General features: G+C 66.8%; 17 protein-coding genes. 14 read left to right on the forward strand and 3 right to left on the reverse strand.

Going from position 1 to position 15,203, the window contains the following annotated elements; translation table 11 throughout:
* Positions 1 to 97: 97 nt before the first annotated feature.
* Together ACP7CK_RS13020 and rlmJ are read right to left on the reverse strand one after the other, a co-directional pair.
* Complete coding sequence (locus ACP7CK_RS13020) at positions 98 to 829, reverse strand: glutamine amidotransferase-related protein (protein WP_426026255.1); 732 nt, start codon at positions 827 to 829, stop codon at positions 98 to 100.
* A gap of 29 nt (positions 830 to 858) precedes the next feature.
* Positions 859 to 1,674: a 23S rRNA (adenine(2030)-N(6))-methyltransferase RlmJ gene (gene rlmJ / locus ACP7CK_RS13025; RefSeq protein WP_426026256.1), complete on the reverse strand. Its 816-nt coding sequence runs from the start codon at positions 1,672 to 1,674 to the stop codon at positions 859 to 861.
* Between the two features lie 140 nt (positions 1,675 to 1,814).
* On the opposite strand from rlmJ, the gene ACP7CK_RS13030 reads away from it, so the two are divergent.
* Positions 1,815 to 2,837 carry a DNA topoisomerase IB gene (locus ACP7CK_RS13030; RefSeq protein WP_426026257.1) on the forward strand — a complete coding sequence of 341 codons (1,023 nt, stop codon included), beginning with the start codon at positions 1,815 to 1,817 and terminating at the stop codon, positions 2,835 to 2,837.
* Positions 2,838 to 2,840: 3 nt separating this feature from the next.
* Here the strand turns inward: ACP7CK_RS13030 and cysS are convergent, their stop codons facing one another.
* Positions 2,841 to 4,250 (reverse strand): cysteine--tRNA ligase, encoded by a 1,410-nt coding sequence (cysS, locus tag ACP7CK_RS13035; protein WP_426026258.1) that lies wholly within the window; start codon positions 4,248 to 4,250, stop codon positions 2,841 to 2,843.
* Between the two features lie 129 nt (positions 4,251 to 4,379).
* Between cysS and folE the strand changes: the two genes are divergently transcribed.
* From folE to ACP7CK_RS13100, 13 genes are all read left to right on the forward strand, one after another.
* The gene (gene folE, locus ACP7CK_RS13040) at positions 4,380 to 5,009 is read left to right on the forward strand and encodes a GTP cyclohydrolase I FolE (RefSeq protein ID WP_154725539.1); all 630 of its coding nucleotides are present in this window, start codon (positions 4,380 to 4,382) and stop codon (positions 5,007 to 5,009) included.
* 157 nt (positions 5,010 to 5,166) lie between these two features.
* Positions 5,167 to 5,601, forward strand: a complete 435-nt coding sequence (locus ACP7CK_RS13045) for a biopolymer transporter ExbD (RefSeq protein WP_292148310.1) — start codon at positions 5,167 to 5,169, stop codon at positions 5,599 to 5,601.
* Between the two features lie 127 nt (positions 5,602 to 5,728).
* Positions 5,729 to 7,558 carry a gamma-glutamyltransferase family protein gene (locus tag ACP7CK_RS13050; RefSeq protein WP_426026259.1) on the forward strand — a complete coding sequence of 610 codons (1,830 nt, stop codon included), beginning with the start codon at positions 5,729 to 5,731 and terminating at the stop codon, positions 7,556 to 7,558.
* 24 nt (positions 7,559 to 7,582) lie between these two features.
* Positions 7,583 to 7,825, forward strand: coding sequence for an AbrB/MazE/SpoVT family DNA-binding domain-containing protein (locus ACP7CK_RS13055; protein WP_426026260.1), 243 nt, complete (start codon positions 7,583 to 7,585; stop codon positions 7,823 to 7,825).
* Positions 7,822 to 8,220 carry a type II toxin-antitoxin system VapC family toxin gene (locus ACP7CK_RS13060; protein ID WP_426026261.1) on the forward strand — a complete coding sequence of 133 codons (399 nt, stop codon included), beginning with the start codon at positions 7,822 to 7,824 and terminating at the stop codon, positions 8,218 to 8,220. The genes ACP7CK_RS13055 and ACP7CK_RS13060 overlap by 4 nt, the downstream gene beginning before the upstream one ends.
* On the forward strand, positions 8,217 to 8,558 hold the full coding sequence (locus tag ACP7CK_RS13065) for an MmcQ/YjbR family DNA-binding protein (protein WP_426026262.1): 342 nt from the start codon (positions 8,217 to 8,219) through the stop codon (positions 8,556 to 8,558). Before ACP7CK_RS13060 ends, ACP7CK_RS13065 begins: the two co-directional genes overlap by 4 nt.
* Before the next feature lie 57 nt (positions 8,559 to 8,615).
* On the forward strand, positions 8,616 to 9,500 hold the full coding sequence (locus tag ACP7CK_RS13070; RefSeq protein WP_426026263.1) for a serine aminopeptidase domain-containing protein: 885 nt from the start codon (positions 8,616 to 8,618) through the stop codon (positions 9,498 to 9,500).
* 32 nt (positions 9,501 to 9,532) lie between these two features.
* Positions 9,533 to 10,375, forward strand: coding sequence for an aldo/keto reductase (locus ACP7CK_RS13075; RefSeq protein WP_426026264.1), 843 nt, complete (start codon positions 9,533 to 9,535; stop codon positions 10,373 to 10,375).
* A 26-nt stretch (positions 10,376 to 10,401) separates the two neighbouring features.
* On the forward strand, positions 10,402 to 11,064 hold the full coding sequence (locus tag ACP7CK_RS13080) for a Pr6Pr family membrane protein (protein WP_426026265.1): 663 nt from the start codon (positions 10,402 to 10,404) through the stop codon (positions 11,062 to 11,064).
* Positions 11,065 to 11,072: 8 nt separating this feature from the next.
* A complete protein-coding gene (locus ACP7CK_RS13085; RefSeq protein ID WP_426026267.1) occupies positions 11,073 to 12,602 on the forward strand; it encodes a UbiD family decarboxylase in 1,530 nt (509 codons plus the stop codon).
* A gap of 42 nt (positions 12,603 to 12,644) precedes the next feature.
* Positions 12,645 to 12,974: an AbrB/MazE/SpoVT family DNA-binding domain-containing protein gene (locus ACP7CK_RS13090; RefSeq protein ID WP_292148303.1), complete on the forward strand. Its 330-nt coding sequence runs from the start codon at positions 12,645 to 12,647 to the stop codon at positions 12,972 to 12,974.
* Position 12,975: 1 nt separating this feature from the next.
* Positions 12,976 to 13,293, forward strand: a complete 318-nt coding sequence (locus tag ACP7CK_RS13095) for a type II toxin-antitoxin system PemK/MazF family toxin (RefSeq protein ID WP_426026269.1) — start codon at positions 12,976 to 12,978, stop codon at positions 13,291 to 13,293.
* Between the two features lie 74 nt (positions 13,294 to 13,367).
* Positions 13,368 to 15,200, forward strand: a complete 1,833-nt coding sequence (locus ACP7CK_RS13100; RefSeq protein ID WP_426026271.1) for a M14 family metallopeptidase — start codon at positions 13,368 to 13,370, stop codon at positions 15,198 to 15,200.
* The last annotated feature ends 3 nt before the right edge of the window (positions 15,201 to 15,203 follow it).

Here is a 15,203-nt window from a genome sequence, read left to right on the forward strand (position 1 = left end):
TTCGATATCTCGTCCGTGACAGGTTCGCGCTATCGCGCGCCGCTGGGTCCCCCGGTTCCGCTTCGCGGCCCGTAGGATGACGAAAGAAAGGTAGAGGCTAGATCCCGCTGCCTTGCTCTTCCACCGGCGGCGGGGTCAGCAGCAGGAAGGCGCGGATCCAGGCGGTGAGGACGGCGCGGTCGTTGGGGCGTTTCAGGCTGTCGAGCGCGGCCTCGGCCAGAGGTTCGGGGATGCGCGAGCCGCGCCGGACCTCGACCAGGGCGGCGGCGTAGTCGGGCTGGAACTCCGGGTGGCACTGGAAGGAGATGGCGTCCTGGCCCCAGGCCAGGCCGGCGTAGGGGGTGAAACCGCTGGAGGCGATGACGCGCGCATCGGGCGAGACGGCCACGACCTGATCCTGATGCGAGACGGGGATGGCGAGGGTGCGGGCGCGGGGGTGCATCCAGGGCTCGGTCCCGTGCACGTCGTAGCGGTGCAGGCCGACGCCCCAGCCCTTGTCGGACTTCTCGACCGCGCCGCCGAAGGCGTGGGCCAGGACCTGGTGGCCGAAACAGATGCCGACGATCCGGGTCCGGCCCCGCGCCGCGCGCAGCCAGTCGACCAGCTGGGGAATCCACGGCAGGTCGTCATAGACGCCGGCGGCCGAGCCGGTGACGATCACGCCCTGGAAAGCGGCGGGGTCGGACGGCAGATGGCCGGACTGGACGTCGAAACGGGTGGTGGGGACGTTTTCGCCCAGCAGGGCGCGGAACCGGGCCGGATAGTCGTCGAAACTGTCCTTCAGGGCCTCGGGCGGATGGCCGGTTTCCAGGATGGCGATACGGGTCATGACCCGACCATAGACGGCGGGCGCTTCGATCAGAAGGACCAGATTTCAGCCCGGCCGCCCGGATCGCCCAGACGGTCGGCGACCCAGCCGCAGACCTGGCGCGCCGCGTCCTCGGCGCCCGGCGGCGGATTGACGATCACCAGGGCGCAGCCGTTCATCTTCATCGGATTGGTCAGGGGTCGCAGGCGGGCCTCGGCCACCAGGGTCGGGCCGGCCTTGGGCTGCAGCCGGCGGATGAAGCCGTCGAAGGTCTCCAGATCCTTCAGCGGGGTCCAGATCGCCACGGTTGCGGTCGGGTCGCGACGGACCACCGCCAGGGCGGTTTCGGCCGAACGGATATAGTCGTCGGGCTTCTCGAACGGCGGGTCGATCAGGATCAGGGGCGCCTTGGCCCGCGCCGCCTCGGCCGTGGCCAGGGCGTAGCCGTCGCCCTCGCGCGCCTCGGCGTTGGCGCGATCCGCGAGGGCCTGATCCAGCAGGGCGCGGACGGGCGGGTTCAGCTCGAAGCCGACATAGGTTCCGCCCGCCCCGAGGGCGTCGGCGATCAGCAGGGGCGAGCCGGGATAGAAGCGGGCGCCGCCGTCGGGGTTCAGCGCCGCCACCCGATCCGCCAGCGCGCGCATCAACGGCGGCAGATCCGGGTCGGTCATCAAACGCGCGACCCCGGCCTCGGCCTCCTTCGACCGCACGGCGTCGCCGGACAGATCATAGAGGCCGGCGCCGGCGTGGGTGTCGAGCACCGTCAGCGGGCCCGCCGCCGCGCGGGTCTTCACCAGCCACAGGACCAGGGCGTGTTTGACCAGGTCGGCGAAGTTCCCGGCGTGGAAGCTGTGGCGATAATTCATGCCGCCTCGTGTCGCGCCGGGCGCGCGGGGTCAAGGGGAAGCGGCGGCTGGAACCCGGCGACCCCACCCGGCGTTCGTTGCTGGTCTTGGGGCGGGTCTGGGGCAAGTCGCTGAAAGACCAATGAAAAGGAAGGCCGCTGATGGCGGACGGATCGCATGGCGTGGATATTGCGGTCGAGGTTCCGCAGGGGCTGAGCTGGTGCAGCGACGACAACCCCGGCCTGACCCGCCGCCGCGCCGGCAAGGGCTGGTCCTATCGCGACCCCAAGGATCAACCGGTCAAGGACGCCAAGGTTCTGGACCGTATCCGCGCCCTGGCCATTCCACCCGCCTGGACCGACGTCTGGATCTGCCCCAAGGCCAACGGCCATATCCAGGCGACCGGGCGCGACGCGAAGGGGCGCAAACAGTACCGCTATCACGCCGGCTGGAGTTCGGCCCGGTCGGAGAACAAGTTCGACAAGCTGCCGGCCTTTTCGCGCGCCCTGCCGAAACTGCGGGCGCAGGTGGAGCATGATCTGGGCCTGAGGGGGCCGGTGAAGGCCAAGGTTCTGGCCACTGCCGTCCGCCTGCTGGAGATCACCCTGATCCGGGTCGGGAATGCGACCTACGCCCGCCAGAACCGCAGCTATGGGCTGACCACCCTGAACAAGCGGCATCTGGAGGTGGACGGCGCGGCCCTGACCTTCGAATTCCGGGGCAAGAGCGGCAAGGACCACCGGGTCAGCGTCCGCGACAGGCGGCTGGTGCGGGTGGTGCGGGCGCTGGAGGAACTGCCGGGCCAGCACCTGTTCAAATACCGCACGGCCGACGGGGAACTGTGCCCCGTCACCTCGGACGATGTGAACGCCTATATCCGCGCGGCCATGGGCGACCAGTTCTCGGCCAAGGATTTCCGCACCTGGGCGGGCACGGTCTCGGCGGCGCGGGCCTTGCGCGAGATGGAGCCTCCGACCTCGCCGACCGACGCCAAACGCAAGATCACCGTCTGCGTCAAGGCGGTGGCGGGCCTGCTGGGCAATACGCCGACGGTGTGCCGGACCTCCTACGTCCATCCGAAGGTGATGGCGCTGTACGAGAGCGGCGAGCTGAAGACCGCCCTGCCCGGCCCAGACGCCAAGGGGTTCGAGACGGCGCTGATCCGGCAGTTGGCCGCAGCCTGAGCGTCAGCCCTTCATCCGCCAGGTGGCGCCGTCGGGGCCGTCCATGACGACGACGTTCAGTGCGTTCAGGCGGTCGCGGATGCGGTCGGCCTCGGGCCAGTCCTTGGCGGCGCGGGCGGCGGCGCGTTGGTCCAGTAGGGCCTCGACCTCGATACGCAGGGCGTCGGAGACGTCGCCCTCCAGCCAGGCGGCCGGGTCGGACTGAAGCACCCCCAGAATGGAGGCGCAGGCCATGAGGCGGGCGCGGGCCTGGGCCACGGCGTCCAGATCGCCCGCCGTCATGCCGCGCTCGATCTCGCTGGACAGGGCGAACAGGCTGGCCATGGCGCCGGGGGTGTTCAGGTCGTCCTCGATGGACTTCATGAAGTCGACGGGGGGATCGAGATCCAGAACCTCGACGCCGCCGGAGCGGTGCAGGGCGCCGTACAGGCGATCCAGCGACTTCTTCGACTGGTCCAGCAGCCCCTGGTTCCAGTCCAGCGGCTGGCGGTAATGGGCCGACAGAAGCGCCCAGCGGACAACTTCGCCCGGCATGGCCTGGACCAGGTCGTGCAGCAGCAGGACGTTGCCGACGGACTTGGACATCTTCTCGGCGTCCACGGTCAGGAAGCCGTTGTGCATCCAGTAGCGGGCGTATTCGTCGTGGGCCTTGTCGCCGTGGGCATGGCCGTGGGCGCAGACGCCCTGGGCGATCTCGTTCTCATGGTGAGGGAAGACCAGGTCGATGCCGCCGCCGTGGATGTCGATGGGCAGGCCCAGGGCCTGTTCGATCATGGCCGAGCATTCGATGTGCCAGCCGGGCCGCCCCTCGCCCCAGGGCGACGGCCAGGACGGCTCGTCCGGCTTGGACGGTTTCCACAGGACGAAGTCGTGGGGGTTCTTCTTGTAGGGGGCGACCTCGACGCGGGCGCCGGCGATCATGTCGTCCAGGTTCCGGCCCGAGAGGGCGCCGTAGGACGGATAGGACGAGACGTCGAACAGGACATGGCCTTCCGCCGCATAGGCGCAGCCGGCGTCGACGATGGCCTGGATCTGGGCGACGATGGCCGGGATATAGTCGGTGACGTGGGGGGCGAGGTCGGGCGGCGAGACGTTCAGCAGGCCCATGTCGGCGAGATAAGCGGCCTCGTAGCGGGCGGTGACCTCGCCGATCGGCACGCCCTCGCGGGCGGCCTTCTGGTTGATCTTGTCGTCCACGTCGGTGACGTTGCGAGCGTAGATCACATGATCCGCGCCATAGGTCCGGCGCAGCAGACGCACCAGGACGTCGAACACCACCGGCGGGCGCGCATTGCCGATATGGGCGTAGTCATAGACCGTCGGGCCGCAGACATAGAGGGTCACCCGGTTCGGATCGCGCGGTTCGAACAGGCGCTTTTCACGGTGCAGGGTGTCGTGGATGTGCAGCGGCATAAGATAGGTGGACTTCGTTTTCTTGCAGGACGGAGGGTCCGTCCCATATAGCGGCCTGATATACAGTCCCGACGGATTGTAGAAGCTATACCGGGCGGCTCCGACCGCCCCGGCCGGAAAATCGAGTTCATGAGCGTCATCCCCGCCAAGCCCGTCCTCGTCAGCGACGAAACCGCCACGGTTCAGGAGTCTGGGCGCCCGTCGCGCGAGCAGGCGCTGGAGGCCGTGCGCACCCTGATCGCCTGGGCCGGGGACAATCCGGACCGTCCGGGCCTGATCGACACGCCCAAGCGGGTGGTCGACGCTTACGGCGAATGGTTCGACGGCTATGAGGCCGACGCGGCCAAGGAGCTGTCGCGCACCTTCGAGGACGTGACCGGCTATGACGACATGGTCATCCTGCGCGAGATCGAGGTGGAAAGCCATTGCGAGCACCACCTGGCCCCCTTCCTGGGCAAGGCCTACGTCGCCTATCTGCCCGGCGAGAAGGTTGTCGGCATCTCCAAGCTGGCGCGGGTGGTGGAGATCTTCGCCCGACGTCTGCAGAATCAGGAAACCCTGACCAACGACATCATCGAGGCCATCGAATCGCACCTGCAGCCCAAGGGCGTCGCGGTGATGATCGACGCCGCGCACCAGTGCATGACCACGCGCGGGGTGCATCACCGGCATGTTTCGACCGTCACCACCCGGTTCACCGGCGCCTTCAAGTCCGATCCTGCCCTGATGGACCGTTTCCTGAAGCTGGCGAAGGCGTAAAGCCTCGCCTGTCGCGGGTAATTGACGTTCCGGAACGCCGGATCGTTTAGAACCGCTTTACAAGCGCGCATCGGGACGCCAAGAACCGAACAAGCTCTCGGGCGATCCATAGGGAAATGTCGGCGCGGATCGCGGCCGGCGGTAACGGAGATTAGGCATGGCTGCGAAGATCGGCGGTTCCGGTGGGGACAAGCACACGATCGAACAGACGGCGGATATCAACATCACGCCGTTCATCGACATTCTGCTGGTGCTGATGATCATCTTCATGGTCGCCGCGCCCATGGCGACCGTGTCGATCCGCCTCGACCTGCCGCCGGCGACGCCGCCCACCGATCCGACCAAGGAAAAGGAACCGGTGTACATCACCATCCAGGAAAACGGTCAGCTGTTCCTGTCGGACAAGCAGACCTCGATCGACAACCTGGCCGCCGACGTCTGCACCGCCCTGGGCGGCGGCGCCTGCCAGGAAGAGCGCGTCTTCGTGCGCGCCCAGCCGGAAGTGAAATATTCTCAGTTCATGGAAGTCATGAACAAGATGCAGGAGAACGGCTTCTTCAAGGTCGGCCTGCTGAACGAAGACATCGAATAGGACCGAGGTTCTATCCAGGATCAGGGCCGCGTTCCGAAAGGGACGCGGCCTTTTTCTTTGCGGCGAGGCTTGCTCCCGCGCGCGCTGACCGCCTTGATGCCAAATCGGCTGTTCGAGGAGTCCGCCCATGCGTCGTCGCACCTTCCTGTCCGCCCTGCCGGCCGGAGCCCTGGCGGCGACGGCCGTCCAGGCGCGACAGTCGTCTCCGACCGCCAAGCCGACCGAGGCGGCCCCTGCCCCTGCCCGTCCCGCCGATCCCTACGCCGGAGTCGGCATAGGCGACCGGGTGACGGGACCGAAATTCATGGGCCGCTCGACCGTCTGGGGCGCGAACGGGGCGGCGGCGACGGCGCACCCGGCGGCCAGCCTGATCGGCATCGACACCCTGAGGCGCGGCGGATCGGCCATCGACGCGGCCATCGCCATCAATGCGGCCCTGGGCTTCCTGGAGCCGGTGGCCAACGGCATCGGCGGCGACGCCTATTGCATGCTGTGGGACCCGAAGCAGAAGACGGTGGTCGGGCTGAACGGATCGGGCGCCAGTCCGCGCGGTCTGAGCCTGGAGACGGCGCGGTCCAAGGCCATCGACGGCTATCTGCCCCGCTATGGCGCCGTGACGGTGAATGTGCCGGGCACGGTGGACGCCTGGTGGAGCGCGCACCAACGCTACGGCAAGCTGCCGTGGAAGGATGTCCTGCTGCCGGTCGCCGAGCTGTGCGAGCAGGGCGTCCCCATGCCCCAGGTCATCGCCTACTACCTGGAACGCAATATGGCGGCCTTCGACCGGGGCGTGATCCCCATCGAGGAGAACGACAACCGCAAACGCATCTGGGCCGCCGGCGGGACGACGCCCAAGGTGGGCGAGGTCTTCGCCAATCCCTTCCTGGGCAAGACGCTACGGATGATCGCCGAGGGCGGCCGCGACGCCTTCTATGACGGGCCGATCGCCGATCAGATCGAGGCCTATTTCAAACGGATCGGCGGCTGGATGACCCGCGCCGACATGGCCGCCCACCGCACCGAATGGGTCGAGCCGATCCAGACCAACTATCGCGGCGTGGACGTCTTCGGCCTGGGGCCCAACACCCAGGGCCTGTCGACCAACCAGATTCTGAACATCTGCGAACAGTTCGACCTGAAATCCATGGGCTTCCAGTCCGCCGCCTCGCTGCACGTCCAGGCCGAGGCCAAGCGGCTGGCGTTCGAGGACCGGGCGCGCTGGTTCGCCGACGACCGCTTCTCCAAGACCCCGGTCGAATGGCTGAACTCAAAGGCCTATGCCGCCGAACGGGCCAGGCTGATCCGGCCGGACCGGGTGATGGACCGGGTCATGCCCGGCGACGCCCCGCACCATGGCGACACCACCTATTTCAGCGTCGCCGACAGCGACGGGATGATGGTCAGCTGGATCCAGTCCAACTATCGCGGCATGGGCTCGGGCCTGGCGCCGGACAATGGATCGGAACCCCTGGGCTTCATGTTCCAGGACCGGGGCGAGCTGTTCGCCCTGAGCGACGGACATCCCAACGTCTATGCGCCCGGCAAGCGGCCGTTCCAGACCATTATCCCCGGTTTCGCGGTCAAGGACGGCGAGCCCTGGATGGCCTTCGGCATCATGGGCGGCGCCATGCAGCCCCAGGGCCAGGCCCAGATCATCATCAACATGGTCGATTATGGGCTTGAGCCCCAGGCGGCGGGGGATGCGCCGCGCTGGCAACACTATGGCTCGTCCGAACCGACCGGCCAGGCGCAGGAGGGGACCGGGGTGCTGCACCTGGAGAGCGGCGTGCCCGAGGCGACCAAGGCGCAGTTGCGAGCGATGGGCTGGACCCTGGGCGAGCCGGACGGCGGGTTCGGCGGCTATCAGAACGTCATGAAGCAGATGAACCCCGGCGGACGCTGGACCTATGGCGCGGCGACCGAGATGCGCAAGGACGGGATCGCCATCGCCTATTGAGGGCGGGGATGTTATGATCGGGTCATGAAGATCGGCGCTCAGGGTCAGGTCGTTATTCCGGCGGAACTGGTGGAACAGGCCGGTTTCGGGCCTGACGACGAGTTGTCAGTCCGGATCGACAGCGGCGTCCTGACCATTCGCGCGGCCAACGACCGACCGCACGCGGCGAAAGACCGCGGGCGCGCACTGATTGAGCATATGCAACGGTATCGTTCCGCCCTGGACATGACGACGGACGACGTCATGGCGATGACGCGGGGCGAATGAGGGTTCTGATCGACAGCAATGTGCTGATCGACCTGATCGACGAGACGCTGTCTTGGCATGACTGGTCAGCGAGCCAAGCCTCAGCGATCCTGAATGCGGAAGGGGCGCTGGTGATCAATCCGATCATCTATGCGGAGGTCTCAATTCCGTTTCTTAATGCAGACACGGTGGAAGCACTGCTGGCTCCGTTTGATCGCGAAGGCCTGCCGTTCGAAGCCGCCTTTCTGGCCGGCAAGGCTTTTCAGGCCTATCTTCGGCGGGGCGGTGTTCGGACTTCGCCCCTGCCTGACTTCTTCATCGGCGCCCACGCCCTGGTCGCCGGATACAGGCTGCTGACGCGCGACGGAGCGCGGTATCGTACCTATTTTCCCGAGCTTGAGCTGATCGCGCCATGACCCGTGACGAGGTCCGCGCCCTGCTGCTGTCGTTGCCCGGCGTGGAGGACGGCGTCTCCTATGGCGAGCCATCGTTCAAGGTGGCGGGGAAGTTCTTCACCTGGCTGCGTCCGAAGCTGGACGACAGTATCGTGGTGCATCTGGATAACCTGGATGAGCGCGAGCTGCTGATCGAGATGGACCCGGCGACCTTTCACTTCACCGATCACTACCGCGACTATCCGATCGTGCTGGCGCGGATCGCGGCGGTCGATCCCGTCTGGCTGAGGGCGGCGCTGGAAAGGCGGTGGCGCAAGGTGGCGCCGAAGCGGCTGGTGAAGGTCTACGACGCCGCTTGACCTGACGTTGGGGAAACCATGCAGGGTCCGTTGAAAATAACAACGGACAGAAACGACATGGGGCGGGCGGTTGAGGATCGGGTCATCAAGGCTCAGGACGGCTGGCCGCTGGAGGCGACGCTGTTCCGGGGCGATGCGCCGAGGATGGCGGTGCTGGTCTCGGCGGGCACGGGGTTTCCGCGCGGCTTCTATGCGCGGTTCGCGCGCTGGATGGCCGAGCGGGGCTGCGTGGTCCTGACCTATGACTATCGCGGAATCGGCGGGTCGCGGCCCGAGGATCTGGCGGCGATGGAGATGGACTATCCCGACTGGGGTCGGCTGGACATGCCGGCGGCGCTGAAGGCGTTGAAGAAGGCGGCGCCGGGTCTGCCGATCTTCCACGTCGGGCACAGCGTCGGGGGCCATTTCGTCGGCTTCATGCCGAACCAGGCCGAGATCGGGCGGCACGCCTTCGTCTCGGTCGGGACCGGATGGTGGGGCGGACACCATCGGACCTATAATCCGATCGAGCTGTTCTTCTGGTTCGGTTTCGGGCCGCACCATCTGCGACGCCACGGCTATGTCCGCGCCGGCAGGCTGTGGCGGGGGACCGACCTGCCGCGCGGGGTGTTCGAGACCTGGAAACGGTGGTGCCTGAAGCCCGCCTATTTCCTGGACGAGCTGAAGTCCGGCGCGCTGGAGCCCCAGGGGTTCGATGCGGTCCGGGCGCCGATCCGGTCCTGGATCTTTCCGGACGACCCCATCGCCACGCCGGGCACAGGGGCGACCCTGCTGAAAGCCTATCCCAACGCCCCGTCCGAGGTCGTGGTGCGTGACGGCCCCGACTATGGGGTGCGACGGGTCGGCCACGAGGGCGCCTTCCGCAAGGGGCTGGAGCCGCTGTGGCAGGAAATCCTGGATTGGTTCGACGCAGGGGTTACGAAGACCGTAGCCGGCGCCTAACTGTGCTGCTCCCGAAAACGAAGGATTTCCCCATGGCTTACGGCGATCAGCCCACAATCACCGTCGATGGCGTCGAGATCCCCCTGCTCGGCTTCGGCACCTGGCAGCTGGAGCCGGCGGACGCGCGCCGGATGGTCGCGGAGGCCCTGCGGATCGGTTATCGCCACATCGACACGGCCTGGATCTACAAGAACGAGAAGGCGGTCGGCGAAGGCATCGTGGATTCGGGCGTGGCCCGCGAGGACATCTTCCTGACCACCAAGATCTGGGTCGAGCATTTCACCCATGACGCCCTGCTGAAACAGGCGAAGGAGTCGGCCGAGAGCCTGGGGACCACGCCGGACCTGCTTCTGCTGCACTGGCCCCGGCCGACGCCGACGTTCGAGGAAACCCTGGGGGCGCTGAACGAGGCCAGGGACCAGGGCCTGACCAAGTCGATCGGCCTGTCCAACTTCCCCTCCAAGGAATTCCGCCAGGCCCAGTCCCTGTCCAAGGCGCGGCTGATCACCAACCAGGTCGAACACCATCCCTATCTGGGGATCGACCAACTGGTGGCGACGGCGGCCGAGCTGGGCTCATCGATCACCGCCTGGTCGCCCCTGGCCCAGGGCAAGATCGCCGACGATGCGACCATCTCCGAAATCGCCGAGGCGCACGGCAAGACCAACGGCCAGGTCACACTGCGCTGGCTGATCCAGAACCGGATCATCGCCATTCCGCGCACGACGAAGGAAAGCCGGGCGCGCGAGAATTTCGACATTTTCGATTTCGAACTGTCGGGTGAGGAGATGCAGCGGATGGACGCCCTGGATCGCGGCGAGCGGCTGGGCGACTGGCTGGACCCGACCTACCAGTGGGACAAGGCCGCCGCCTGATTGACGGCCTGATTTAGGGGGCGCGCATGGTGCGTGAACGGGATCGGCCGCGTCTGTGGCGGGCCGCCTTCGCCGTGATCGGCTGGGCGGCGCTGGCGCTGCAGTATCTGCTGCTGGCGGGGCCGGCGGACGGCTGGGCGGTGGTGACGCGCACCGTCCAGTACTTCAGCTTCTTCACCATACTGACCAACATCCTGGTCGCCCTGGCGCTGACCGGGCCGTTGCTGAAGCCCACAAGACCCCTGGCGCGCTGGACGGCGTCGCCGGCCTTCCGCGCCGCCGTGACGACCTACATCCTGATCGTCGGGGTGGTGTATCATTTCATGATCGCCCCCTACTGGAGCCCCGAGGGGCTGACCCTGGGCGTCAATCTGGTGCTGCACTACGTCATGCCCGCCGCCTTCCTGCTGGACTGGGTGTGGTTCACGCCGAGAGGCCGACTGCGATGGATCGATCCGGTGAAGGCGCTCGGGTTCCCGCTGATCTTCGGCGTCTGGACGCTGGTTCACGGACTTATGACCCACTGGTGGCCCTATGGGTTCGTCAATGTTGACGAACTGGGCCTGGACCGGGTGCTGGCGGTGTTCGCCGGCCTGCTGGTCTGTTTCCTGCTGGTCGGGCTGGCGCTGGTCGGGCTGGATCGGGCCTTCAGTCGAACGAGGCGTGACAGTTCGGCCCCGGCGCTTTAGGCGGAGGCATGGCCTACAAATCCCTGCGTGACTTCATCGACCAGCTGGAAGCCCAAGGCGAGCTGGTGCGGGTTTCCGAGCCGGTCTCGACCGTGCTGGAGATGACCGAGATCCAGACCCGGCTGCTGCGAAACGGCGGGCCGGCGGTGCTGTTCGAAAAGCCGGTCATGCCGGACGGGACGATCAGCCCCATCCCCTGCCTGGCCAATCTGTTCGGCACGGTGAAACGGGTCGCCATGGGGGTGACGCTGGAAGGCAAGAACCGCACGACGGCGGGCGAGCTGCGCGAGGTCGGGGAGTTGCTGGCCTTCCTGCGCAATCCGACGCCGCCGCGCGGCCTGGGCGACGCGATGGAGATGCTGCCCCTGGCCCAGACCGTCATGTCGATGCGGCCCAAGACGGTGAAGAAGGCGCCGGTGCAGGAGGTCGTGCTGAAAGGCGACCAGATCGACCTGACCGCCCTGCCCGTTCAGTCGTGCTGGCCCGGCGAGCCGGCGCCCCTGATCACCTGGGGGCTGGTCGTGACCAAGGGCCCCAGCGAGGACCGCGAGGACGACTTCAACCTGGGCATCTACCGGATGCAGGTCCTGGGCAAGGACAAGGCCATCATGCGCTGGCTGGCGCATCGCGGCGGGGCGCAACACTATGCGCGGCACAAGAAGGCCCGGCCCAAGGAGCCCCTGCCCTGCGCCGTGGTCCTGGGCGCCGATCCGGGCACGATCCTGGCGGCGGTGACGCCCGTGCCGGACACCCTGTCGGAATATCAGTTCGCCGGCCTGATGCGGGGCGCCAAGGCCGAGCTGGTCCCATGCAAGACCGTGCCGCTGATGGTGCCGGCCCAGGCCGAGATCGTGCTGGAGGGCCATGTCCTGCTGGACGAGTTCGAGGACGAGGGTCCGTACGGCGACCACACCGGCTATTATAACTCGGTCGAGAAGTTCCCGGTCTTCCAGGTCAGCGCGATCACCATGCGCAAGGACCCGATCTATCTGACGACCTTCACCGGCCGGCCGCCGGACGAGCCCAGCGTGCTGGGCGAGGCGCTGAACGAGGTCTTCATTCCGCTGCTGCGCCAGCAGTTCCCCGAGATCGTCGACTTCTGGCTGCCGCCCGAGGGGTGCAGCTATCGGATCGCGGTGGTGTCGATGAAGAAGGCCTATCCGGGCCACGCCAAGCGGGTGATGCTGGGCGTGTGGAGCTATCTGCGCCAGTTCATGTACACCAAATGGGTCATCGTGGTGGACCACGACATCGACGCCCGCGACTGGAAGGACGTCATGTGGGCCATCTCGACCAAGATGGACCCGGCGCGCGACATCACCGTGATCGAGTCGACGCCCATCGACTATCTGGACTTCGCCAGCCCCGAGAGCGGCCTGGGCTCCAAGATCGGCCTGGACGCCACCGACAAATGGCCGCCCGAAACCAAACGCGAATGGGGCGAGGAAATCCGCATGGACGAGGCGGTGGTCGAGCGGGTCAACGACCTGTGGGGGCGGTTGGGACTGCCGGGCGACGGAACGCCGATCTGGAAGTAACGCGGCCGCCATGTTATAACTTTGTTGCAACGGAGCGCGATCATGACCAGCAAGGTTCGCAAGATCGGGAATTCGGCCGGGATCATCCTGCCCAAACCGGTGTTGGCCGCGCTGGGCGTCAGCGAGGGCGCCGCCGTCGAGTTCGTCTATGAGCCCGGCAAGGTCACCATCGTGCCGGTGAAGCGCAAGGTGCGCGAAGGCTGGGCGGAAGACTTCGAGGCCTTGGCCAAGGAGGGGCTGACCGAAGAGGATCGGGAATGGCTGGATGCCGACCTGACCAGCGAGACGGACGATGAGTGGGACGCCTCGTCAGAAGAGGATATGGCGCGCATAGAGGCGCAACTGCGGGCTGACGGCGTGGTAAAGCCCTGAGATGGTCCAGCGGGGCGAGATCTGGTGGATCAAGCTGGATCCGACCGTGGGGCATGAGATCCGCAAGACCCGCCCATGCGTGATCGTGTCGCCGGATGCGATGAATCGTAGCGGAGCTTCAATCATCGTGCCGCTCACGGGCGGTGGAGCGCATCGGCGGTTTCGCGTTCCCGCCTCCGTTCAAGACAAGCCGGGCTCAGCCGCCGTCGATCAGGTCCGCACCGTCGACCATACGCGTCTGGGACGACGTATCGGCGAGGCGGACCCGCGCCTGTTGCGTGAAGTTCTCGCCGTCCTGCGTGAGATGTTCGAAGATTAGGTCGCGGAAGGGCGCCCGCGCTGGGCGGCGCGGGTCATACTTGTCAGGCCGAGGCAATCGGCTCACGAAAGGCCATGCGATCCACTTCCCTGATTGCGGCCCTTCTTGCCGCCCTTGCCTGTAGCGTGAGCCCCGCCATGTCCCAGACGCTTCCCAACACCGCGCCGTGGGACCAGGCCTTCCTGCCGCCCGCACCTCAATGGAACGGGGCGTCCAAGGCCTTGCTGCGCGACGCCTCCGATCCCTGGGTCACGGCGTTCGAGGCCGATCCGGCGCATGATTTCAGCCCGAACTACGCCGACACCCGCGCCTGGTTCGACCGGCTGGATCAGGCGAGCGACCTGATCCGCATCGAACAGTTCGGCGTCTCGCCCGAGGGTCGGCCGATCTATGCAGTGATCGCGTCCAAGGATGGCCCGACCTTCGATCCGGCCAAGCCGGTGCTGATGATCCAGGCGGGCATCCACCCCGGCGAGATCGACGGCAAGGACGCGGGCATGATGGTGCTGCGCGACATCGCCTTCTACGGCAAGGACGTCCTGCTGGACCGGGTCAATCTGATCCTGATCCCGATCCTGAGCGTGGACGGGCATGAGCGGGCCAGCGCCTATTCCCGCCCGAACCAGCGCGGGCCGCGCATTCAGGGCTGGCGCAATACGGCGACGAACCAGAACCTGAACCGCGACTATCTGAAGCTGGACCAGCCCGAGATGCGAGCGGTGCGGGGCCTGATCCTGAAATACCGGCCGGACCTGTATGTCGACGTCCACGTCACCGACGGCCTGGATTACCAGTATGACGTCACCTACGGCTTCAACGGCGAGGACGGGTCGTTCAGCCGGTCGCCGAACGGCTCGGCCTGGCTGGACACGGTGTTCAAGCCGGCGATGAACGAAGCGCTGGAGCGCGAGGGTCATATCCCCGGCGAGCTGGTGTTCGGCATCGATGACGACGAGCCCAAGAAGGGCCTGTCGGACGGCGGTCTGGGCGAACGGTTCTCCAACGGTTGGGGTTCGGCGGCCCATGTGCCGACCATATTGATCGAGAACCACAGCCTGAAGCCGCACGAGCAGCGGGTGCTCGGGACCTATGTCTTCATCGAGGAGACGATGCGGCTGCTGGCGGATCAGGGCGCTGCACTGAAGGCGGCGACGGATCAGGACCGGGCCCTGCGTCCCGCCGAAATCCTGGCGAACTTCGAGGCGGAAGAGGCCCCCTCATCCACGCGGCCGTTCAAGGGCGTTCTTTACGAGATGCACCACAGCCCGGCCTCGGGTCGCGACGAGGTGCGCTGGTTGGGCCGGCCCGATCCCGAGTTGTGGTCGATGCCCTTCTATGGGTCCAAGCCGACGCTGACCCTGAAGCGCCCGACGGCCTATTGGATTCCCAGCTATCGCACCGACATCATCGAGCGGCTGAAGATCCACGGCCTCGAGATGGAGACGGTCGAGGCGCCGCGCACGATCAACCTGTCGATGTTGCGCCTGGTCGAGCCGAAACTGGCGACACGGGCCAATGAGGGGCACGTCCAGGCCTCGGTGAAGACGGTCGAGGTCGAGCGCCGCGACTGGACCTTCCCGACCGGTTCGGTGCGCGTGCCGACCGACCAGCCGCTGGGCGACATCGTCGTGCTGCTGCTGGAGCCGCAGTCCAGCGAGAGCTTCTTCGCCTGGGGCATGTTCCCCGAGGTCATGAGCCGGGTCGAATATATCGAGGCCTACGCCATCGCGCCCCTGGCGGAGAAGATGCTGGCCGCCGACCCGGCGCTGAAGGCCGAGTTCGAGGCCAAGCTGGCCGCCGAGCCCGCGTTCGCCGCCGATCCGCAGGCGCGGCTGGCCTGGTTCTATGAGCGGACGCCCTTCTACGACGACCGCTATCTGCTCTATCCCGTCGGCCGCGAGGACTGATCG

This window comes from Brevundimonas sp. TSRC1-1 (assembly GCF_049898245.1).
Classification (GTDB): Bacteria; Pseudomonadota; Alphaproteobacteria; order Caulobacterales; family Caulobacteraceae; genus Brevundimonas; species Brevundimonas mediterranea_A.

Coding starts and splice junctions, on each gene's coding strand:
- ACP7CK_RS13045 (WP_292148310.1), top strand. CDS start 5,167: ATGGCTGCGAAGATCGGCGGTTCCGGTGGGGACAAGCACACGATCGAA.
- ACP7CK_RS13030 (WP_426026257.1), top strand. CDS start 1,815: ATGGCGGACGGATCGCATGGCGTGGATATTGCGGTCGAGGTTCCGCAG.
- rlmJ (WP_426026256.1), bottom strand. CDS start 1,674: ATGAATTATCGCCACAGCTTCCACGCCGGGAACTTCGCCGACCTGGTC.
- ACP7CK_RS13075 (WP_426026264.1), top strand. CDS start 9,533: ATGGCTTACGGCGATCAGCCCACAATCACCGTCGATGGCGTCGAGATC.
- ACP7CK_RS13060 (WP_426026261.1), top strand. CDS start 7,822: ATGAGGGTTCTGATCGACAGCAATGTGCTGATCGACCTGATCGACGAG.
- ACP7CK_RS13085 (WP_426026267.1), top strand. CDS start 11,073: ATGGCCTACAAATCCCTGCGTGACTTCATCGACCAGCTGGAAGCCCAA.
- cysS (WP_426026258.1), bottom strand. CDS start 4,250: ATGCCGCTGCACATCCACGACACCCTGCACCGTGAAAAGCGCCTGTTC.
- ACP7CK_RS13055 (WP_426026260.1), top strand. CDS start 7,583: ATGAAGATCGGCGCTCAGGGTCAGGTCGTTATTCCGGCGGAACTGGTG.
- ACP7CK_RS13020 (WP_426026255.1), bottom strand. CDS start 829: ATGACCCGTATCGCCATCCTGGAAACCGGCCATCCGCCCGAGGCCCTG.
- ACP7CK_RS13100 (WP_426026271.1), top strand. CDS start 13,368: ATGCGATCCACTTCCCTGATTGCGGCCCTTCTTGCCGCCCTTGCCTGT.
- ACP7CK_RS13050 (WP_426026259.1), top strand. CDS start 5,729: ATGCGTCGTCGCACCTTCCTGTCCGCCCTGCCGGCCGGAGCCCTGGCG.
- ACP7CK_RS13070 (WP_426026263.1), top strand. CDS start 8,616: ATGGGGCGGGCGGTTGAGGATCGGGTCATCAAGGCTCAGGACGGCTGG.
- ACP7CK_RS13080 (WP_426026265.1), top strand. CDS start 10,402: ATGGTGCGTGAACGGGATCGGCCGCGTCTGTGGCGGGCCGCCTTCGCC.
- folE (WP_154725539.1), top strand. CDS start 4,380: ATGAGCGTCATCCCCGCCAAGCCCGTCCTCGTCAGCGACGAAACCGCC.
- ACP7CK_RS13065 (WP_426026262.1), top strand. CDS start 8,217: ATGACCCGTGACGAGGTCCGCGCCCTGCTGCTGTCGTTGCCCGGCGTG.
- ACP7CK_RS13090 (WP_292148303.1), top strand. CDS start 12,645: ATGACCAGCAAGGTTCGCAAGATCGGGAATTCGGCCGGGATCATCCTG.
- ACP7CK_RS13095 (WP_426026269.1), top strand. CDS start 12,976: ATGGTCCAGCGGGGCGAGATCTGGTGGATCAAGCTGGATCCGACCGTG.